Source organism: Halostagnicola bangensis, from assembly GCF_054653435.1.
Map to the genome: position 1 here is coordinate 74,334 of NZ_BAAIGG010000003.1, position 20,476 is coordinate 94,809.

Below are 20,476 nucleotides of genomic sequence, written 5' to 3' on the forward strand. Positions count from 1 at the left end.
GTGCACACATAAATTTATTGTTATGCGGATGGTATGCCAGCACATGTCATTTTACAACTACTCTGAGAAAGGGGAGGATTGCGCATCAGGTTTCGAGCGGGTTGAGACGGAACCGAATCCCGATGTGATTTTCCGCGCGCTTTCTCACCGCCGGCGACGTTGTGTCCTTCATCACTTACACGGCGTAAAGCAAGCCAAGGTAACTGAACTTACACGACAAATTGGGTCGTGGGAAGAAAAACGCCGCACTGAAACGACCTCCGATGGCGTACTCAGGGAAATCAAGACTTCTCTCCTCCACACCCACCTCCCGGTTTTACACGATGCAAAACTCATCGAGTACGACGAACGTACCACGACGGCGATAGCTCGGGGCCTACCGGAAATAGTGGTGATCTCTCTCGAGTACTGTGTACCGATAGATTTCCCGGAGTAAGCACCGACGTGTGGATTTCGATCGATCCGTCGCAGAAACAAATATTTCGATAACTTTCGTTGAATTCGATGGTGCACTCTTGTGATAAGCGATCGGGTAGCGAATCCACTATTGATAGAAGCAAGTGACAACCACCGTAGCCGGGAGATACTTGGTAGTACTCTCTGAAAAAGACATAATAGCAAATAAAGAGACATTGTTACAACCAGCGAGTGGTGATCATGGGGAGGAATGGAAGAGAGCCCCGCACGATCCGGGGCTGTTTGGGCTACGTGTTACTCGCGCATGGTCGTTACAACCGGCCACTCCGACTGGAGGAGGATATCTTGCGTGACGCTTCCAAAAACCGCCTTACCGATCGGCGTGCGTTGCCGGCCGCCGATGACCAGATATCGAGGGTCGATCGATTCGGCTTCCGTGAGGATGGCTGTGGACGGGTCACCCACCCGCCCAGCCATCTTCACCCTCTCGTACTCGTACTCGCCCAGAACCTCCTCGACAACGCGCTGGCTGAACCGAGCTGCACTTTCTTCTTCTTGGCTCAGCGAGAAATCCTGAAAGCCGTGTGACTTCCGCTCGATTTCCGCTTTGTGTTCTTCGAAGTCCTCTTCGGGAATTACATGGAGAACGACCAACTCCTCGTCGTACTTTACCGCAAGATCGTAGCCGATCGAGACGGTTTGGGCTGATGAATGTTCTTCGCCTACTGCTGCGAGTACTGTCATACCACCAATTTTGGGCAATATTATAAGAAGTTTTCCCCGATCGAGTGACGTTACACGCCTACTTCGGTCTGACGGAAGGTCGCGTCGGGCGTACCGTCGAATTCGTTTTCGGCGTGTTTCGAGAAGGACGCGGGTTTGCAAAACGAAAAACGATATAGGTATCGTTCGCGAATAGGTGTCTATGAGCAATCAGCGCCACGCCAACAGCGATTCAAGACGGATCAGTGATAAGCGCCCAGCCCGCGACACGACTGATCGCCGATCCGCTACTGGAGACGCCAAATCAGAGACAACCGCGGTCACGGATGGCGGACAACCCCACGACAGCGTCGAACACCGGAAACTCATCATCGCCGGAACGGGTATCGCCGGGCTGACGGCCGCGATCTACGCCGGCCGCGGCGACAACGACCCGCTGGTGATCGAGGGCGACGAACCCGGCGGCCAGTTGACGCTGACGACCGACGTCGCGAACTACCCCGGCTTCCCTGACGGCATCGGTGGCCCCGAGCTGGTCAACAACATGAAAGAGCAGGCCAAGCAGTTCGGTGCCGAGCTGAAAAATGGCATCATCGCCAACGTGGATACCTCGAGCAGGCCGTTCCGGGTCGAGTTGACCAACGGCGACGTCTACACGGCCGACGCCGTAATCGCCGCTTCGGGTGCGAGCGCGCGGACGCTTGGTATTCCCGGCGAGGACGAACTCATGGGCTACGGCCTCTCGACGTGTGCAACCTGCGACGGAGCCTTCTTCCGCGACGAGGACATGCTCGTCGTCGGCGGCGGCGACGCCGCCATGGAGGAAGCCTCCTTTCTTACCAAGTTCGCCGACACCGTCTACATCGCCCACCGACGCGAGGAGTTCCGCGCCGAGCAGTACTGGATCGACCGCGTCCACGAGCAGGTCGAAGACGGCGACATCGAGATCATGAAAAACACCGAACTCCTCGAGATCCACGGCTCGCCCGAAGAAGGCGTCGACCACGTCACCCTCGCCCAAAACGACGCCGGCCACCCCACCGACCGACTCGAGGACCCCGAAACCGACCAGTTCGAGTTCGACGTCGGCGCGGTCTTTTTCGCCATCGGCCACACCCCCAACACCGACTACCTCGAGGGCACCGGCGTGGAGATGGATACAGACGGCTACCTGCAGACAAAAGGCGGCGACGGGGCCGGCCAGACCGAAACCGACGTGTCCGGCATCTTCGGGGCCGGCGACGTCGTCGACTACCACTACCAACAGGCCGTGACGGCTGCGGGCATGGGCTCGAAAGCCGCACTCGACGTCGACGAGTACCTCGAGGACCAGGAGCGAGTTGCCGACGCTGATACACTCGAGGCCGCGGCGAACGACTAACCGTCGGTCACGGGTCTGTGTATTCACTGCGTCCGTCTCGAGGAATACCGTCCTCGATGCTCGTTGAGCCGATTCTCCCGCGAGCGGCCGCCGAAAATCGGTCCGGATATATCGGGTTCTGAGGATTCAACGGCGGTTTCGACCAAAACAGTTCTATAGGAGAGTGAGTGGATATCGCAGTGTATTTGAGTCCATCAAATACGTTATGTGGTTGTGTAACATACCATCTTGGTATATAGTCCCATTGTTTCAAAGTAACAAGGACCATATTTACATCCATACTATCGTAAAATCTTGTCTGGGGAAGTGAGTCATCATTGGCATCATCGAGAACGGAAATAATATTCAGTCGAATCACCCATAACTTATCTTTGAAATCTCGTAAAGTGGATTGACAATATCAAATAGCGACTCGAGATAGACAGTCGCGTGAATTCCTGCGAGTAATTTACCAGTACGGTAGACGATTATTTCATCACGCGTGATACTACGGTGAGGGGATCGCGGAGGATCCGCTGTTCGCGTAGAGCACGATAATACGCGTCGACGGACGGCTCGTGACTGCGACGAACGAGGACGCGTGATAATCGACACCCGCCCGTGCTAATCGCGGATGTTCGGTTACTTGGACTAGGTCGTTCCCCCGAAAATCACCGTATCACGTCCGTGTATTCGATTCTCGGGATGGTGAGCGTTCGACGTTCGCAAGAACCGGGTTGCGTTGGTACGGGAGAGTGACAGCGCATTTGACCCTCTTAAATCACACTGTCGGTCCGATTATGCCGAACAATCCACGGCGTCCGCCGGTATAACGGCGCAAGATTGACGCACGGGTTGCCCTGATCAACACATTTAATAATAAATGATGTGATTCATAGTACATGAGAGCTGCACTCTTCTACGGTACAGAAGATATGACTGTCGAAGACGTCGACGAGCCGACCCCCGAATCGGGCGAGATATTGGTGGATGTCTCAGCGTGTGGAATCTGTGGATCCGACCTTCACTTTTACACGGAAGGACTCCACGGAGACGCCGAACTACCTGTGACGCTCGGCCACGAAGTCGGCGGAACGGTTATCGAAACCGGCGATGATGTTGATATCGAAGTCGGGACGGACGTCGTTCTCAGTCCACACACACCCTGTATGGAGTGTTGGTGTTGTGAGGACGGGCTCTACAACCTCTGTCGGAACCTGAATGCGACCTCGGCCCAGCCGGGCGGATACGCGGAGAAAGTGGTAGAAAGCGCCGACAACGCAATTGTCCTGCCGGAGGGCGTCTCGCCCGAAGACGCGGCTATCGCTCAACCCGTCAGCGTCGGCCTGCACGCCGTCCGTGAATCCCCGTTAGGAATCGGCGACAGCGCGATGGTCGTCGGTGCCGGGCCGATCGGATTAGGCGTAATCCAGTTCGCGAAGTCGACGGGCGCGGGACCGATCTACGTCTCGGAGCCCCAGGGGTCACGCCAGGAGGTCGCGAGGGAGTTCGGCGCAGATGTGGTCATCGACCCGACCGAAGAGGATCCGGTCGAACGCGTTCGCGAAGAGACCGGAACCGGCGTCGACGTCGCGTTCGAAGCCGTCGGTCACCAGGCGACGCTCAATCAGGCCATCGAGTCGACGCGCGCGAACGGCCACACGACCGTCATCGGCGTGTTCAGCGATGACGTCGAGATCTCACCGCAGAGTCTCGTTAGCTCCCAGCGGTCGATCTCGGGATCGACATCTCACCAACTGGGGCCGCGGGTCACCAAGGAGTACAACGCCGTGCTTCGCCAGCTCGAGACCGGCGAACTCGAAGCCGACAAGTACGTCACCTCGCGTATCGGCCTCGAGGACGTCGTCGACGAGGGATTCGAAACGCTCCTGAGCGAGGACAATGAGGAACGCAAGATCCTCGTCTGTCCGTAGCCTCAAAGGTCGATAGTCACACCGACGGCACCGTGTGCGAACGATCGAATCTTCGGACCAGGCTCCTGTTTTTCGGGTCGGTTGTATGGCAACGAAGGCGCTGAAAGCGACTGGGGCGCGGGCTATACCCGTCGCTTTCCGATTCGAAGAGAGAAGAAAAAGCGGCGGAAACGGATACCGCCCCGAAGCGAAAGGGGTCTGGTTGAAGGACACGAGCGTTTCGCCTGGATCTCAGGCCAGTATCCCTTCACACCGCCGCCGGAGGGGGAGCACCGACTACCCTGACGGGTGAATCGTTGCGGGTTAGTCGTAGAACCCCTCGGTGGGGACCCATTCGCGTTCGACCGAGTACTCCTCCACCAGCGAGTCCCACTCGTCCGGGAACTCGATCTTCTTCGTGACCGGGCCGCCGATGGAAGTCCCCGCGATGGCGTTGACGCGGCCGGCTCCGCCCGTGGCGACGATGTTGATGGAGTCGGTGTCGGCATACTGCCTGACCTGTCGCGGAACGACCTTATCCGTATCGAGCATCGAGTTGGACGTCCCGTCGGTCTTCCGGTAGGAGTTCTCGACAATGTACTCCTTGATCTCTTCCTTGCTCAGGTCCTCTTTCTCGAGTTCTTCGGCATTGTAGGGATTGACGAAGTGGGTGATCGTGGCGTTCAAATCTTCGTCGCTACGAGCGCGCATCGACTCCGGCGTGTTGTCGATCATCCCACGAAGGACGTCCTGAGCGCTGTTCTCGTGTGGGAACCACTGGACCCAGCTGTTCGGGCCGGAGAGCGAGATCGTACTGTCCTCCTCGTCGAACCCGTTCGTGACGTGGTAGGGCTCCCACGGGCTGGTGTCTTCGTTCTCGCCGGCGAGGAAGCTGAATTTGGCGGGGTTGCCCATCACGCCCATATCCTTTTCGCCGGGATAGATCTTCGCGGTGTTTCGGTAGGCGATCCCGAGGGCGCGCGCGATAGTCTGGTTGGCGTGGAAGCTCGGACCGAACGCTCCGGACCCGCTCTCGATATCGAGAGCGTCTTGAACGGGGCCGTTGACGATCCATTGGTAAGCCCACGAACCGGTGCTGACTGAGAACTGAATGGAGTTCGAATCCGGATCGGCGAGCGCCCGAACCCCGGCTTCCAGTACCGGCATGTACGTCGGCAGACAGCCGGCCATCACCGCGTTCGACGCCAACTGCTCGACGGTAAGCGGGTTTTCGTTGTTTCCGATTTCCCCGAGAACGTGGTCCCGCGGGTTATCGGTCCCGCGCAGCATTTCTTCCACTCGTTCGTCCGTTGGCGGGATGATAGGAAGGCCGTCCGTTAGCCCTTCTTTATACAGTGATCGGTTGATCTCCTCTAGCGACTGCTCTTTCTGTGTTTGATTAGACATGGTCTCTCCTGGTTGCGGTGGTCACTGCGCTACTTGCTCTGCGCGCTCTTTGTCGTTTAGCGATCGAGTGAGTTCTTCCTCGATTCCGTCCACGACTTCGTTGCTCACTTCTTCGCGAACTCGGTCGAGATCCGTCGTCTCGCATCGGACGGGCGTCTTCTTGTACCGAAGCGGACGGCCGCGCTCGACGGCGTTCGACTGGTAGTCGAGTTCGAACCCTTCGTCGATCAGGCCAACGCCGGGCGTTCCGGCATCCTCGATAAGTTCGATTCCCCACGCGAGGAACTTGGTACAAGAGCCACAATCGCCGATCGCACCGATACCGATGTCGACGTTCTCGGCCCAGTCGACGACGCTCTCCTGTTCGTCGTCGCTCTTGATCTGGTTCAGGTGTTCAACGTGATACCATTCGAACGTCGCATCGGGATACCGCTGTGCGAGTTTCTCCTGGACGGCGGTCAGCAACGGTTCGGCCGCCGGCTTCCCGTTGTCGTACAGCCCGATGTGTTTGCCTTCCAGGGAAGTGACTCGAGGAACGAGTGGCTTCTGTTCAGCGTCATTACCCGTCGAAGAGGGCGTTATGAGACCCATATGGGAGAGTAACACTCGCACAGGGCATATAGTTTTTGGTGACAAGTAACAATGGTTTTTTGAGGACGATAAAACGGGAAACGATCGACCCGTTACCCCTCGACGGCGTATTCCGTTACCAAGCTACCCCACTCGTCCGGGAATTCGATCTTCTTCGTGACCGGGCCGCCGATGGACGGCCCGATGACCACGTTTGACTGGCTCTCGCTACGCCCGCCCGCGACGATCTTTACGTATTCGGGGCCGCTGATTTGTGGTACCTGCCTGCTGTCGACCTTGCCGTGGTAGTCGTCCAGCGCGTCGTCCCAGAGAACGCCCTTCTGAAATTCCTCGATAGGGATGTAGGAGTTCTCGGAGATGTACTCTTTGACCTCCCGTTTGGTGAGACCGGCCTCGGCCAGTATCTCGAGATCCTCCGAGCTGAGCACGTACAAAATCGTTTGGTCGAAGTCCCCGCCTTGTTGTTCCCCGCCGACCATCGACGGCGGCGTGTTTTCGATCATCCCGCCAAGAATCGCTTCGGGACTGTCCGCCCCGGATTCCCACTGGATGAAGCTGTTCGGGCCACCGAGCGTGATCGTGCTCTCTCCCTCGTCGAAGCCGTGCGTGACATGGTACGGTTCCCACGGACTGGTCGTTTCGTTCTCGGCGAGGAACAAGCTGAACTTGAGCGGGTTCGCCATCACGCCCATGTCTTTTTCGCCGGGATAGATCTTCGTCGTGTTTCTGTAGGCGATTCCAAGTGCCCGCGCGGTCGCACGGCTCATGCGGGTATTTCGTCCGAACGGACCGCTTCCGGCCGCCACACCGAAATCGTCGAGAACGGAACCGTTCAGAACCCACTGGTACGCCCAGCCGCCCGTGCTGACGGAAAACTGGATGGAGTTCGAGCTCGGATCGGAGAGCGCTCGTATCCCCGCCTCGAGGATCGGCATGGACGTCGGCAGACAGCCGGCCATCACCGCGTTCGACGCTAACTGCTCGACGGTGATCGGGCTATCGTCGTTGCCGAGTCGACCGAGAACGTGATCACGCGGCTTGTCGGTGCCGCGCAGCATCTTTTCAACCCGCTCGTCCGTGGGCGGGATAACGGGCAAACCGTCTGTCAACCCCTGACGGTACAGGGAACGGGAAACGGTGCTAATGGAGTCTTCGCGAGGTTGATGATGGGCCATTGATGACTCGAATCAATCAACGATACTAACCGCGATAACTTGATCTTTTTGCTGTGGCTGTTGCTGGTGTGTTGATACGTGTGATCTCAGTAGCTAGTGAGTGGTCGTATCCCTGGAGACGGCCAGATCGGGGACGTTGCCTGTGATCCGACCGTGATGGCGCGATCGACGTCTTCCGCGCGGCCCCGTGGAACCGAGGCGAGGACTTCGCCAGTCGTCGGATCGAGGGTCTCGAAGTCTCTCTGCTCGCAGCGTCCTGTCACTCGTCGCCGATAGACAGTCGTGTGAAATCGGAAACGACCTCCTCCGCCACCGCACGATGCCCCAAGAGGATCGATTCTTTCGACTGACTACCGCTGTCGCTTGAACGAGACATCGTCACTCTTTGCGGTCCGTACTCGAAAGCTGAGGTGGAGATAATTCGGTCGAGACGAACACTGATCAACTCGAATAAACGCAAATTATTAGTTACTAATTGGAGAAGGGAGATAATGTCTACCATGTACGACTACGTGATCGTCGGTGGTGGGAGTGCAGGCTGTGTACTCGCCCGCCGATTGACCGAATCCGAAGACACCGAGGTATTGCTACTGGAAGCAGGCGAACCGGCCGAAGACAGGGATATGGTAAAAGATCCCACCCGAGTGTGGGATGTCCTGGGATCCGAACTCGATTGGAAGTTCGACACGGAACCCCAGCCGGGGATGAACGGTCGAACCATCGACTGGCCGCGGGGGAAAGCGCTCGGCGGCTCGAGCGTCATCAACGGGATGGCGTACGTCCGCGGACACCCCTACGACTACGACAATTGGGCAGAGATGGGCAACGACGGCTGGAGTTACGATGACTTGTTACCGTACTTCAAGAAGTCCGAAACCCTGAACGCCGACGGGGACGAGGAGTACCACGGAACCGACGGGCCGATGAGCGTGTCGCGCGGGACGCCCAGTGACTTCTCGAAGACGCTCGTTGAGGCCGGAATGGAAGCCGGGTTGGAGCTCAACATGGACTTCAACGGTGCCCAACAAGAGGGAATCGGTTACTACCACTCCACGACGAAAGATGGTCACCGACACAGCGCCGCTGCGGCGTTCATCAAGCCGGTTCTCGACCGACCGAACCTGACCGTCGAGACGAGCGCTCACGTCACCGAACTCACGTTCGACGGGGATCGGGCGACGGGTGCAATATACGAACAGAACGGCGAGGAACACGAAGTGGAGGTCGACGACACCGGCGAAGTGATCCTTTCGGCGGGAGCGATTCAGACGCCGCAGCTGCTCATGCTCTCAGGGATCGGCCCGGCCGACCATCTCGAGGACCACGGCATCGACGTGAAACGCGATCTCCCCGGCGTCGGCCGCAACCTGCAGGATCACCTCCGGGTCCCGGTCGTCTATGAGAGTACGGAACCGATCGAGTCCGCACCGGAACCGGTCGAAGTTGAGGACGGTGAGGAACGTGGAACCCGGTACGACACCGTCATGGTCGGCGCGTTCGAGCGGTCGGATCCGTCTCTCCCCGCACCCGACCTCCAGTACGGACTCTCGCCGGGATCGGAAGCCGACCCGCAGGCTGGATTTTCGATCATGGTCCTCCCGCTTCGTCCGGTCGCCAGCGGGCGCGTGAAACTTCAATCCGACGACCCGTACGACGATCCGGAACTTGATCCGAAATACATGGTCGACGAAAAAGATGTCGACGATTTCGTCAGAGGCATCCGTCAAGCGCGACGCATCGGAGAGACGGACGTCCTCTCGGAGTACCGAGAGAAGGAGGTAAAACCCGGCGAGGACGTCCAAAGCGACGAAGGAATCGCAGAGTACATTCGAAACAACGCCGTCTCGGGATACCACCCGACCTGTACGTGTAAGATGGGAACTGACGAGCAGGCCGTCGTCGACGACGATCTCCGTCTTCACGGCATCGACGGCCTCCGCGTCGTCGACGCGTCGGTAATGCCCAAGGTCACGAGCGGCAACACGAACGCGCCGACGATCGCGATCGCCGAAAAAGGCGCGGATCTCATCAAGGACGCATGAACAGCGGTCAAACTCGAGAGCAGAGCACTCTCGATTTCGTGCGTCTCTGTGGCGAGTGAGGTTCGATCCGGCGTAGAGACCGTCAACCGAAGGAGATTCCGCCGTGGCGCGATCGGTCCGTTTTCGAAGAGAGCCGATTGTATCTAATCAACACCTTGAATACCTATTATCGTAATTAGTAGCACGATGTTACAGGAGATAGACCGCGTCGCAGTGCTCGGAGCTGGCAGTATGGGTCACGGAATCGCCGAACTCGCGGCGATCGCCGGCTACGACGTCTCGCTTCGCGATATCGAGGAGTCGTACGTCGAAGACGGCTACGAACAGCTCGAGTGGAGCGTCGAGAAACTCGCCGAAAAGGGGCAACTCGAGGACGATCCGGATGCCGTCCTCGAGCGCGTGGACACGACGACCGATCTCGCCGAGGCCGTCGCCGACGCGGACATCGTCATCGAGGCCATTCCTGAGGATCTCGAGCTGAAGCGGAATCTGTTTGCCGACGTTGCAGACGCCGCCGGAGACGACATCATCCTCGCGACGAACACCTCGAGTCTCAAAGTCGGCGATATCGCACGAGCCGTCGATCGACCCGAGCGGTTCTGCGGAATGCACTTTTTCAACCCGCCGGTGAAGATGGATCTGGTCGAAGTCGTCTCGGGCGAACGGACCGACGACGGTGTCGTCGACACAGCGTACGAGTTCGTTGAATCGATCGACAAGACGCCCGTGCTCGTCCGAAAGGACGTCCCCGAATTCATCGTAAACAACGTCCTCGTCCCCTTCATGGAAGAGGCCGCGTGGATGTTCGACGAGGGCGCGGCGGGAGTCCGGCAGGCGGATGCGGCGATGGTGTTTCGGCGGGGGTACCCGATGGGACCGTTCGAACTCGCGGATTTCGGCGGGTTGGACGTGCTCGCACACAGTCGCGAGCAGTGGGACAAACCCCTTCCCGATTGCGTCGAGACGCGCGTCGAAAACGACGACCTCGGTCGGAAGACCGGAGAAGGGTTCTACGACTACGACGAACGCGGAGTCGACTACGAGCCCGGCGACGGCGAGGGGTTCGACACGCTCCGGATCGAGGCGCGGATGATAAACGAGGCAGCGCGTCTCGTCGGTCAGGGAGTCGCAGAGCCCGAAGACATCGACATCGCGATGCGCCTCGGCGGCGGCCTCCCGGAGGGAACCTGCCGAACCGGCGACAAGCTCGGGCTCGACCGGGTGCTCGAGAAAGTCGAGTCGCTCTACGAGGAGACCGGCGCGGCGCGCTACGAGCCCGCCGACTACCTCGTCGAGTGCGTCGAGGACGGCCGCACCGGTGAAGACGCCGGCGAGGGGTTTTACGACTACGCCGACGGCGGCCCCTACCACTACATCACGCACACGCTCGACGACAACGGCGTCCTCAAGGTCACGTTCGACCGCGAGGAACGGCTCAACGCGCTCTCCACGGACATGCTTGACGAGATTCAGCGACTGCTCGAGACGGTCGACACGGACGAGGTCTCCTGTGTCACCTTCGAGGGAGCGGGCGAGCGGGCGTTCAGCGCCGGTGCAGATATCACCGGCTTTACGACCGCCGACCCGACCGATCTGATGGGCGTCGACGAGGCCGTCGAAACCATCTACGAGTTCGAACGGCCGACCATCGCGAAGGTCGACGGACTCTGTCTGGGCGGCGGCTTCGAGATCACCCTCGCCTGTGACATCCGCATCGCGACCGAGGAGTCGAAACTGGGGAGCCCGGAGATCAATCTGGGCCTCATCCCGGGCGGCGGCGGAACCCAGCGGCTCGTCCGCCTCGTCGGCGAGGCGCGCACGAAGGAACTCGTCTTCCAGGGCGAGCAGATCTGCGCCGAGCGCGCGGCCGACTGGGGTATCCTGAACCGGGCGGTGCCGGCCGACGAGTTCGAAGAGACCGTCGACGGGTTCGTCTCGAACATCTCGAACGGCCCGAAAACGGCGCTCAAAGCGGCGAAACAGGTCATCAACGAGGGCCAGAACGCGAGCCTGAATACGGCGATCGCGATGGAGAGTCAGGCGTTCGGCCTGCTGGCCACGACCGACGACATGCTCGAGGGCGTCGAGGCGTTTACGCACGACCGAGATCCGAACTTCGACTAGCCGCGGCGGAGTTGGATGTCGGTCGGCGAATCGTCGTTCCCGTCGCGAAATTCTATAAGATGGATTAAATAACATTTAATGTGTGTAGTCTTTACTCTACCAGTAGAATGGACGATATCGATCGATTGGAGAACTACTACTTTCATGAGCAGGGATTCGAGACAATAGAAGAAGCCAACGCGTGGTTCGAGTGGGAGATTCCCGAGACGTTCAACATCGCCCACTACGTCTGCGACAGGTGGGCCGCGACGAAGGGGAACGACGTTGCCCTCCATATCGAAGAGGAGGGAGAGCGCCGGAGCGCGTACACGTTTCGCGAGCTCCAGCAGTACGCGAACCGATTCGCATCGTTTCTCGAGAGTCGGGAGGTCGGACCCGGAGATCGGGTCGCCGTTAACGGAACGCAGTGTCTGCAATCGCTCGTCGCGCACCTCGCCGCGTTCAAGCTCGGCGCGAGCACCGTCCCGCTCAGCGTCCTCCTCGGTTCCGACGGGCTTCGATACCGGCTCGCGGACTCCGAGTCCGTCGCGTTCGTGGTCGGCCGAGGCGCAATCGAGACGTTCCGCGAGATCCGCGACGACCTCGACGCGCTCGAGCTCGTCGTGACGAACGAGCCGTTCGACGGGGCAGGCGAAATCAACTTCTGGGACGCCATCGAGGGCCACCCGAACGGTTTCGAGACGCGAGAGACGGACCCGGAGGACGAAGCCTGCATCATCTACACGAGCGGAACGACGGGCAAGCCAAAGGGCGCAGTTCACGCACACAGACATCTCCTCGGTCTCCTTCCGCAGTTTGTCAGCCTTCAACGACACGAGACGGGCGAGGACCAGGTCGCACGGACGATCTCCGAGTGGTCCTGGATCATGTCCCTGAATCAGATGGTCTTTCCGCCGCTGTTCTACGGAATCCCGGTCGTCGGCTCCCCAGGCGGATCGTTCGATGCCGAAGCGGAGTTCGAACTCGTCGAGCGGTTCGACATTACGCACCTGAACCTCCCGCCGACCGCGGTTCGCATGATGATGCAGGTAGACGGCGCGGACGAGAAGTACGATCTGGGGAGCTTGCAGGCGTTTTCGACCGGCGGCGAATCCGCGGGAGAGAGCATCATCGACTGGGCGACCAGCACCTTCGAGAACGCGGCGTTCATCGAGGGGTATGGCGCAACCGAATTCGGCGGGCTCATCTGCGACGATCCCGGGTTCGACTACACGCATCGCACCGGGTACTTCGGGATCCCGTCGATCGGCCACGAGGTCGCGGTACTCGACCGAGACACGATGGAACCGATCGAGGAGCCCGGCGAAACCGGCGAGCTGGCGGTCCGGTACGAGGGAGACCCGATGCTGTTCGTGGAGTACCTCGAGAGGCCCGAGAAGACAGCCGAGAAGATCCAGGACGGCTGGCTCCTCTCGGAGGATATCGTCTCGTTCGACGAGGACGGCTACTTCCAGTTCCACGCTCGTGACAACGACCTTATTATTAGCTCCGGCTATCGATTCGGCCCCGACGAGATCGAGGAAGCGCTCGTCACGCACGAAGCCGTAGAGCAAGCGGGCGTGATCGGCGTTCCCCACGAAACGCGCGGCGAGATTCCGAAGGCGTTCGTCGTGTTGAACGACGGCCACGGTCCCGGCGAGGACCGCCGCTCGGCGTTGAAACAACACGTTAAGGATCGTCTGGCGAAGTACGAATATCCGCGTGAACTCGAGTTCGTTGAGGAACTCCCGCGGACCTCGACCGGAAAGCTCCGTCGAACGGCGCTTCGCGAACGGCACGACATCGCCGAGTAGCGATCTGCATCGGGCCCCTTCTTCCGGCGAAAGAGATTTGTCGCCGTCCTTCAGTTATCCAACATGGAGTTACTGGACGAATCATCGGTTCCTGCGTCCGCTCGGCCGATTAAGCGAGAGGCTCGAGCGTTCGCACACGAGTACATCGAGCCGAACGCCGAGCGGCATTTCGACGACGGGACGTACCCGACAGCGGTCGTCGACGCGGCGGTCGAGGCGAATCTCGTCGGAATAGAGATCGACGAGGAGTACGGCGGCCGCGACACATCGCTCCTCGAGAACCTGGCGGTCGCGGAGGAGTTCTTCCGCGCCGACGCCGGCATTGGAATGGCGATTCGGAGTCGGAGTTTCGGGACGAACATCCTCGAGCGGTACGGAACGGAACGCCAGAAGCGAACGCGCTTGCCGCCGGTCGCGGCGGGCGAGGAGCGCACCGGGATGGCAATTTCGGAGCCGGAAACGGGGAGCGATCTGGCCGGGATGACGACCGCCGCGGAGCGGGACGGAGACGAGTGGGTGATAACTGGCGAGAAGTACTGGATCGGAAACGGGATCGACGCCGACTGGCTCCTCGTCTACGCGAAGACGGGCTCCGATCCGGACGACAGACACGGCAACCATTCGTTGCTTATCGTTCCGACGGACGCGCCGGGATACGCCGCGGAACATATCCCCGAAAAGATCGGAATGCGGGCGTCCCAGCAGGCCCACATCGAGTTCGACGACTGCAGGGTCCCGGCCGAGAACCTCGTCGGCGAGGAGGGCGAGGGGCTCCGGATGGTTTCCGAGTTCTTCAATCACGGCCGGATCTCCACAAGCGGACACGGCCTCGGAATCGCCGCCGCCTCCCTTGAGGAGACCTGGGAGTTCGTCGAACAACGCGAGGAGTTCGGACGACCGATTGGCGACTTTCAGTCCGTCCAACACGACCTCGCAGACGCCCGAACGGAGTTCGAGAGCGCGCGGGCACTGACCTGGCGCGCCGCCAAGCAGGTGGCTGAAAACGCGAACGCGACCGACTGGGCGGCGATGGCGAAGACAAAGGCGACCGAAACGGCCGTCGAATGCACCGAGACCGGAATGCGACTCCACGGCGGACGGAGCGTGCTGGACGAACGTCGGATCTCCCGACTCTTCCGCGACGCGCGGCTCCCGATCATCTACGAGGGCGTCAACGAGATTCAGCGCGACCTAATCTACCGCTACACCTAATTTTCCGGGGGTACTCGAACGAGTTCAGCGAGCGTAGTAGACGAGGTCCCCGTCGCGCTCGCGAGACGCCCGTCCGCGGTTGACCAGGTACGTGAGCGTACTGAGAATCTCGGGGAAAAAGTGCATCGCGTGAGCCTCCTCCAGAACGTCCTCGGTGACGTCGGCGGCCGTCATCGGCCCGTCGACGAGCGCGTCGGAAACACCCTTGATCCGGCGATCGAGGCTCGCGCGATCGTTCCGAAACGACTCGAGCGGGGCGTCGTGGACGGGGCCGTGTCCGGGGAAGATTCGGTCGATGGTGCGCTCCTCGAGGCGGTCGAGCGAGCGCCGATAGCTCGCGACGGCGCTGTGGTACTCCCGGTCCAGACGGTTGTTGAGGAGGAGCGCTCGGAACGGTTCGATACCCATGTCGCCGGAGAAGAGGACCGACTCGCCGTCGACCGTCGTCGCGAAGCAGTGGTGGTCGGCGTGGTGGCCGGGCGTCCAGATCACGTCGATAGTCCGGTCGCCGACCGTGACGCGCTGGTCGTCGACGAGCCAGTGATCGACGGCGTCGAGCGGGAAGTTCGCCCGCATCCACCGCTGTAATCGCATCTCCTCGTCGAACAACCCCGTCCGCGTGGATCGATCGAATCCGCTCTCTGCGATCACGTCTTGGATTCGATCGCTCACCACGTCGAGAGGGCGGCTGAGACGATCGCGAGCGGAAAGGGGCGCGTACACGTCCGCGCTACTTCGCTCGAGGACCTCGCGGAGCCGACCGACGTGATCCGGGTGCGGGTGCGTTAGGAAGATGTGAGAGATCTCTTCGGGGGAGTACTCACACCGTTCGGCGAACGGAATCGACTCCGCCGTCGGTGTCGATTTCGAGGCGGGGCCGGTATCGAACAGGATCACCTCGTCGCCCTCGAGAACGTACGCGGCGGCGCGTCCGGGCGGAAACTCCATCGGAAATTCGACTCGCGAAATCGTCGTCGTACCGTCGAGCATGTATCTTATCCTCCTCGGAAACGGGTATAGTTCTTACTCGTTCTGGTCGTTGCTGTCCGCTGAACTCCTCGGCGACGATCCGGCATCGGTAAAATTATTTAGTATGAGCTTGTTGTAACTTTCTACAGCGGTTTACCCGGAACACCGACGCAGCCCCGCTGTTGATATACTATGTCAAACGGAATAAAGGAGACGTACGAGTTATTCATCGATGGCGAGACGGTGGCGGCCTCGAGCAACGACTATCTCACGACGGAAGACCCCGCGACTGAGGAACCGATCGCGGAGTTCGCGGCGGGGACCGCCGACGACGTCGACGAGGCGGTCGCCGCCGCGCGGAATTCGCTCGATGAGTGGCAAGCGAAAAAGCCCGGCGAACGGGGCGATATCGTCCAGCGAATCGCAGACGGCATCCGCGAGCACGCGGAGACGCTCGTGGAAGTCGAAACGCTCGATCAGGGGAAGCCGTTGACGGCGTCCCGGGGTGCCGTCGAGGGGGCGGCCGGGTGTTTCGAGTACTACGCGGGCGCGGCGGACAAGCTCGAAGGCAAAAGCATCCCGGTCGGTGAGGACACGCTGGATTTTACGATTCGAGAGCCATATGGAGTAAGCGCTCAGATCATCCCGTGGAACGCCCCGCTTAACTTGAGTGCGCAGGGAACCGCACCGGCGCTCGTCGCGGGAAACGCGGTTGTTATCAAACCCGCACCGACGACGCCGCTTTCGTCGCTCCACCTCGCGGAAATCTGTAAAGAGGCCGGCGTCCCCGACGGCGTTATCAACGTGGTCACCGGCGCGACCGAGCCCGGCGCCGCCCTCTCCTCGCACGAAGGCGTCGACACGATCTCGTTCACCGGAAGCGTCCCCACGGGACAGGCGGTGATGGAATCGGCAGCGGAGGACATCACGCCGGTCACGCTCGAACTCGGCGGCAAGAACCCGGCGATCGTGATGCCCGACGCCGATCTCGACGAGGCCGTGTTTTCGATCGCGATCGGTATCTTCAGCAACACGGGACAGATCTGTGCCGCCGCAGACCGGGCCATCGTCCACGAGTCGATCTACGACGAGTTCGTCGAGCGGATCGTCGAACGGGCGGAGGCCTATACGCTCGGCCCGGGCATGGAAGATCCCGATATGGGTCCCCTCAACCACGCCGCACACCACGATAAGGTGCTCAACTACATCGACATCGGCCTCGAGGAAGGCGCGACGCTCGAGACCGGCGGCAAAGCGCTCGATCGGGACGGGTACTTCGTCGAGCCGACCGTCTTCTCGGACGTCAGCAACGAGATGCAGATCGCCCAAGAGGAGATCTTCGGGCCGGTACTTACGGTTATTCCGTTCTCGGACCGCAAAGAAGCCGTCGAGATCGCGAACGACGTCGAGCTCGGACTCACGGGCGGCGTCTTCTCGAACGACCTCAAGCGGGCGCTCCAGACGGCACGCGAGATCGAAGCCGGGTCGATATACGTGAATCAGTGGTTCGGCGGATCGGCGGCGACACCGTTCGGCGGGATGAAGAAAAGTGGAATCGGCCGCGAGATGGGCCTCGAGTCGCTCGATTCGTACCTGCAGACGAAAAACGTCTGCATCGACATGACGATGGACGAATAGGCGGATCCGAAAACACCATCCGAGAGACAGTCGAACCATCGTATCACCGTTTTAGCGTGAAATTACACCCGCTAACACGCGAAGCGCCGGTCAACGTGTCGTTCCGATTCGACCGATTACGGTCGAACGAGAACCTTTACCTCCTCGCTGTCGCCGTCGACGAGCGCCTCGAACCCGTCGTCGGAGATATCCTCGAGGGCGATCCGAGACGTAACGAGGAGTTCGGGGTCCACCGCGCCGGTCGCGATTTTCTGGAGCACCGCGCCGAAGTCTCGGTCGGCGAGCGGCCCCGTGTGATAGGCGGCCGAAGCGTTAACGGATCGCTCGTTGTTGACGAGGTCCATCGGCTCGAACTCCACCGGACCCTTGAACACGCCGACGAGGGTGGTGTGTCCGCTCGGTTTGGTCGCCTTGATCGCGTCGTTGAGCGCGGATTCCTTGCCGGCCACTTCGAACGCGACGTCGACGCCACCATCTGTCTCGTCCCTGATCCGTTCGATCGGATCCGTTTCTCTCGGATCAATGACGACGTCCGCGCCGCACTCGCGAGCGAGCTCTCGCCGGGCCTCCCGGTGTCCCGACGCGTAAACCGGACCGGCACCGGCGGCCTTGGCGAGCTGTACCAGGCCCAGCCCGATGGGGCCGAGCCCGACGACCGCGACGGACTGACCCGGTCGGAGCGGGGATTGCATCAGGGCGTGAAACGCGACCGTCACCGGCTCAGAAACCGCGGCCATCTCCGGCGAAACACCGTCCGGAAGGGAAACCACGTTGCCGGCCGGGGCCGTCACCCGCTCCGCGTAGGCTCCGGATCGTTGTGCGCCGATAACCTCGAGGTTTTCACAGAGGTTGTACTTCGACTCGGCACAACGCGGGCAGTTTTCGCAGGCGACGAGCGGGTTTAGCACGATCTCGGTACCGACTTCGATATCGACGTCGTCGCCGGTCTCCGCGATCGTTCCGCCTACCTCGTGACCCATCGTGTACGGGACCCTATCGTCGGATCGCGGCCCGTGAAGGTATTCACCGACGTCGGAGCCACAGATTCCGCAGGCGTCCACGTCGATCAGTACCTCGCCCTCGTCGGGGGACGGTTCGTCCACGTTCTCGACTCTGATATCCCTATTCCCGTAATATTGGGCTGCTTGCATAACCACTGGCGAATACGAACCGCCCCGGCATAAAATATAGGGACGATGATCGAAACACGACGGTCGCGGCTTCGAAGACGATCGTTACCGGGCGTTTTCGAGCAGATCCGCGCCTTTCTCGGCGATCGCGATCGTCGGCGCGTTCGTGTTCCCGCTCGTGATCTTCGGCATGATCGAGGCGTCGATGACGCGAAGCCCCGCCACCCCGTGTACACGAAGCTGATCGTCGACGACCGCATCGTCTCCGGAGCCCATCTTGCACGTACAGGTCGGATGATACCCCGTCATGACGGTGTCCCTGACGAATTCCGCGATCTCCTCGTCCGACTGTACGTCCGGGCCCGGCCGAACCTCCACTTCCCTGTACTCGGAGAGAACGTCCGTCTGTGCAATGTCTCGTGCCCGTCGGATGCACGTCACGATATCCTCGACGTCCTTCTCGGTCGCCAAGTAGTTCGGATCGAGTTTCGGCTGCTCGTACGGATCACGAGACTGGAGCGTAAGCCGTCCGCGACTCTCCGGACGAAGCGGCAAGGCCGTAATCGAAAAGCCCCCTTTGGGATCCTCCGGCGAAATCCCGACCGCGAGGCCGTACTGAATGTCGGGTGCGGGAAGCGCCGGGTCAGATCGCTCGAACGCGCCGACCAAGGTTCGATCGAAGCGAGTTTCCGGGTCCGCTTCCTCCGGCGGGACGATCGGTTCGGGGCTTTCGTAGGCGATCGAGACGCGAAGGTGATCCTGCATGTTTCGGCCGACACCGGGAAGATCCCGTCGCACGTCGATGCCGTGCTCTTCGAGGTGATCGGCCGAGCCAATGCCCGAGAGCATGAGCAACTGCGGAGATTGGATCGCGCCTGCTGAAAGGATCACTTCGCCGCCGTCGTCGACTTCCACTTCGGTTTGGGCGTCGTCTTGTTCGTAGACCGCTCCGGTGACGCGATCACCGTCGAACAGCAGACGGGTAACGTGAGCCGACGTTTCGACGGTCAAGTTCGGCCGATCGAGGACCGGTTCGATAAACGCCGCAGCAGCGCTGTGGCGCTCCCCGTCGTCGACCGTGGAGTGATAGTAGCCGACGCCCGCCTGTTTTCGACCGTTGAAGTCCTCGTTCGGCTCCATCCCGGCTTCGATCGCCGCATCGACGAGCAGTTCGGAGAAGGTGTCGGAACTCCCTCGCTGGTCGACGCTCAACGGGCCGCCGGTTCCGTGAAACTCATCTGCCTCTCCCGTGAAATCCTCGGACCGCTTGAAATACGGCAGGAGATCCTCGTAACTCCAGCCGTCATTGCCCTGGTCCGCCCAATTGTCGAAATCCCACGGGTGACCCCGAACGTAGGCCATTCCGTTGATCACGCTCGAGCCGCCGAGCGCTTTGCCTCGCGGCCAGTCGATGGCTCGCCCGTTCAGACCGGGTTGTGATTCGATCGAAAACTTCCAGTCGATGTCCGACCCCAATAACTCCGACACCTGAGTGGGATCTTTCACAGTATCGCGGTCTTCTTGCGGTTCCCCCGCCTCGAGCAAAAGCACGTCGACAGTCCGATCCTGCGTAAGCCGGTTCGCAAGGACACAGCCGGCACTACCACCGCCGACGATGATGTAATCGTACATGGCTATAATTGCCATATTAATTGTTCACACACCTAATAGATGTCGATCGGCTCAACCCGCCACAGCGGCTGATTCAATCCGAAACGGCTCTCTCATTTGCGACAGTTACCATCAACGCCCAGTGTCACTTCAACTCCGGAGTTGGAAACTCACTTCGGACTCGACTGGATAGAGCTGGCGAAATTTGACCCAGGCATCAGTAGTCGTGAATTGCCACTCGATAGACCGAAAAGATCCGTTGCGGTGATCCTGCTACGCAGCGACCTCCGCCTGGAGTCGCTGCGTGGTAGATCCGTCGGTCGAGACACTGACGTTTGAGCACGCCCAGTTCTATTTCGGCCATGTTTAGC

At 60.4% G+C, this 20,476-nt stretch carries 14 protein-coding genes and 1 pseudogene; 8 read left to right on the forward strand and 7 right to left on the reverse strand.

Features of this window, described 5'->3' with window-relative positions; all coding sequences use genetic code 11:
* Positions 1–43 precede the first annotated feature (43 nt).
* Complete coding sequence (locus ACYQ14_RS18395) at positions 44–436, forward strand: DUF7344 domain-containing protein (protein ID WP_459890243.1); 393 nt, start codon at positions 44–46, stop codon at positions 434–436.
* Between the two features lie 275 nt (positions 437–711).
* Here ACYQ14_RS18395 and ACYQ14_RS18400 read toward each other — a convergent pair whose 3' ends face one another.
* Positions 712–1,161: a universal stress protein gene (locus ACYQ14_RS18400; protein WP_459890245.1), complete on the reverse strand. Its 450-nt coding sequence runs from the start codon at positions 1,159–1,161 to the stop codon at positions 712–714.
* A 325-nt stretch (positions 1,162–1,486) separates the two neighbouring features.
* On the opposite strand from ACYQ14_RS18400, the pseudogene ACYQ14_RS18405 reads away from it, so the two are divergent.
* A pseudogene (locus ACYQ14_RS18405) lies at positions 1,487–2,521 on the forward strand (NAD(P)/FAD-dependent oxidoreductase); the annotation flags it as partial.
* A gap of 881 nt (positions 2,522–3,402) precedes the next feature.
* Positions 3,403–4,434, forward strand: a complete 1,032-nt coding sequence (locus ACYQ14_RS18410) for a zinc-binding dehydrogenase (RefSeq protein WP_459890247.1) — start codon at positions 3,403–3,405, stop codon at positions 4,432–4,434.
* Between the two features lie 303 nt (positions 4,435–4,737).
* Here the strand turns inward: ACYQ14_RS18410 and ACYQ14_RS18415 are convergent, their stop codons facing one another.
* The 3 genes from ACYQ14_RS18415 to ACYQ14_RS18425 all read right to left on the reverse strand — a co-directional run bounded on the left by ACYQ14_RS18415 (position 4,738) and on the right by ACYQ14_RS18425 (position 7,469).
* Entirely contained in the window at positions 4,738–5,820 is a 1,083-nt protein-coding gene (locus tag ACYQ14_RS18415) for a hypothetical protein (protein WP_459890249.1), read from the reverse strand.
* Between the two features lie 21 nt (positions 5,821–5,841).
* A complete protein-coding gene (locus ACYQ14_RS18420; protein WP_283838674.1) occupies positions 5,842–6,411 on the reverse strand; it encodes a UGSC family (seleno)protein in 570 nt (189 codons plus the stop codon).
* A gap of 92 nt (positions 6,412–6,503) precedes the next feature.
* The gene (locus ACYQ14_RS18425; RefSeq protein WP_459890251.1) at positions 6,504–7,469 is read right to left on the reverse strand and encodes a hypothetical protein; all 966 of its coding nucleotides are present in this window, start codon (positions 7,467–7,469) and stop codon (positions 6,504–6,506) included.
* Between the two features lie 608 nt (positions 7,470–8,077).
* On the opposite strand from ACYQ14_RS18425, the gene ACYQ14_RS18430 reads away from it, so the two are divergent.
* The 4 genes from ACYQ14_RS18430 to ACYQ14_RS18445 all read left to right on the forward strand — a co-directional run bounded on the left by ACYQ14_RS18430 (position 8,078) and on the right by ACYQ14_RS18445 (position 14,757).
* On the forward strand, positions 8,078–9,628 hold the full coding sequence (locus ACYQ14_RS18430; RefSeq protein WP_459890253.1) for a GMC family oxidoreductase: 1,551 nt from the start codon (positions 8,078–8,080) through the stop codon (positions 9,626–9,628).
* A 186-nt stretch (positions 9,629–9,814) separates the two neighbouring features.
* Positions 9,815–11,752 carry a 3-hydroxyacyl-CoA dehydrogenase/enoyl-CoA hydratase family protein gene (locus ACYQ14_RS18435; RefSeq protein WP_459890255.1) on the forward strand — a complete coding sequence of 646 codons (1,938 nt, stop codon included), beginning with the start codon at positions 9,815–9,817 and terminating at the stop codon, positions 11,750–11,752.
* A gap of 107 nt (positions 11,753–11,859) precedes the next feature.
* The gene (locus ACYQ14_RS18440) at positions 11,860–13,545 is read left to right on the forward strand and encodes an acetate--CoA ligase (RefSeq protein ID WP_459890257.1); all 1,686 of its coding nucleotides are present in this window, start codon (positions 11,860–11,862) and stop codon (positions 13,543–13,545) included.
* Between the two features lie 63 nt (positions 13,546–13,608).
* Positions 13,609–14,757, forward strand: a complete 1,149-nt coding sequence (locus tag ACYQ14_RS18445; protein ID WP_459890259.1) for an acyl-CoA dehydrogenase family protein — start codon at positions 13,609–13,611, stop codon at positions 14,755–14,757.
* A gap of 24 nt (positions 14,758–14,781) precedes the next feature.
* Here the strand turns inward: ACYQ14_RS18445 and ACYQ14_RS18450 are convergent, their stop codons facing one another.
* Positions 14,782–15,747 carry an MBL fold metallo-hydrolase gene (locus ACYQ14_RS18450; protein ID WP_459890261.1) on the reverse strand — a complete coding sequence of 322 codons (966 nt, stop codon included), beginning with the start codon at positions 15,745–15,747 and terminating at the stop codon, positions 14,782–14,784.
* Positions 15,748–15,918: 171 nt separating this feature from the next.
* On the opposite strand from ACYQ14_RS18450, the gene ACYQ14_RS18455 reads away from it, so the two are divergent.
* A complete protein-coding gene (locus ACYQ14_RS18455; protein ID WP_459890263.1) occupies positions 15,919–17,364 on the forward strand; it encodes an aldehyde dehydrogenase family protein in 1,446 nt (481 codons plus the stop codon).
* Between the two features lie 116 nt (positions 17,365–17,480).
* Here ACYQ14_RS18455 and ACYQ14_RS18460 read toward each other — a convergent pair whose 3' ends face one another.
* Positions 17,481–18,515 carry a 2,3-butanediol dehydrogenase gene (locus ACYQ14_RS18460; RefSeq protein WP_459890265.1) on the reverse strand — a complete coding sequence of 345 codons (1,035 nt, stop codon included), beginning with the start codon at positions 18,513–18,515 and terminating at the stop codon, positions 17,481–17,483.
* 84 nt (positions 18,516–18,599) lie between these two features.
* Positions 18,600–20,141 carry a GMC family oxidoreductase gene (locus tag ACYQ14_RS18465; protein ID WP_459890267.1) on the reverse strand — a complete coding sequence of 514 codons (1,542 nt, stop codon included), beginning with the start codon at positions 20,139–20,141 and terminating at the stop codon, positions 18,600–18,602.
* Positions 20,142–20,476: the final 335 nt, after the last annotated feature.

Excerpts from the sequence above, each read along its gene's own strand:
- ACYQ14_RS18415 (WP_459890249.1), bottom strand. The coding sequence starts at position 5,820 with ATGTCTAATCAAACACAGAAAGAGCAGTCGCTAGAGGAGATCAACCGA.
- ACYQ14_RS18435 (WP_459890255.1), top strand. The coding sequence starts at position 9,815 with ATGTTACAGGAGATAGACCGCGTCGCAGTGCTCGGAGCTGGCAGTATG.
- ACYQ14_RS18420 (WP_283838674.1), bottom strand. The coding sequence starts at position 6,411 with ATGGGTCTCATAACGCCCTCTTCGACGGGTAATGACGCTGAACAGAAG.
- ACYQ14_RS18440 (WP_459890257.1), top strand. The coding sequence starts at position 11,860 with ATGGACGATATCGATCGATTGGAGAACTACTACTTTCATGAGCAGGGA.
- ACYQ14_RS18425 (WP_459890251.1), bottom strand. The coding sequence starts at position 7,469 with ATGCTGCGCGGCACCGACAAGCCGCGTGATCACGTTCTCGGTCGACTC.
- ACYQ14_RS18460 (WP_459890265.1), bottom strand. The coding sequence starts at position 18,515 with ATGCAAGCAGCCCAATATTACGGGAATAGGGATATCAGAGTCGAGAAC.
- ACYQ14_RS18445 (WP_459890259.1), top strand. The coding sequence starts at position 13,609 with ATGGAGTTACTGGACGAATCATCGGTTCCTGCGTCCGCTCGGCCGATT.
- ACYQ14_RS18410 (WP_459890247.1), top strand. The coding sequence starts at position 3,403 with ATGAGAGCTGCACTCTTCTACGGTACAGAAGATATGACTGTCGAAGAC.
- ACYQ14_RS18395 (WP_459890243.1), top strand. The coding sequence starts at position 44 with ATGTCATTTTACAACTACTCTGAGAAAGGGGAGGATTGCGCATCAGGT.
- ACYQ14_RS18430 (WP_459890253.1), top strand. The coding sequence starts at position 8,078 with ATGTCTACCATGTACGACTACGTGATCGTCGGTGGTGGGAGTGCAGGC.
- ACYQ14_RS18465 (WP_459890267.1), bottom strand. The coding sequence starts at position 20,141 with ATGGCAATTATAGCCATGTACGATTACATCATCGTCGGCGGTGGTAGT.
- ACYQ14_RS18455 (WP_459890263.1), top strand. The coding sequence starts at position 15,919 with ATGTCAAACGGAATAAAGGAGACGTACGAGTTATTCATCGATGGCGAG.
- ACYQ14_RS18400 (WP_459890245.1), bottom strand. The coding sequence starts at position 1,161 with ATGACAGTACTCGCAGCAGTAGGCGAAGAACATTCATCAGCCCAAACC.
- ACYQ14_RS18450 (WP_459890261.1), bottom strand. The coding sequence starts at position 15,747 with ATGCTCGACGGTACGACGACGATTTCGCGAGTCGAATTTCCGATGGAG.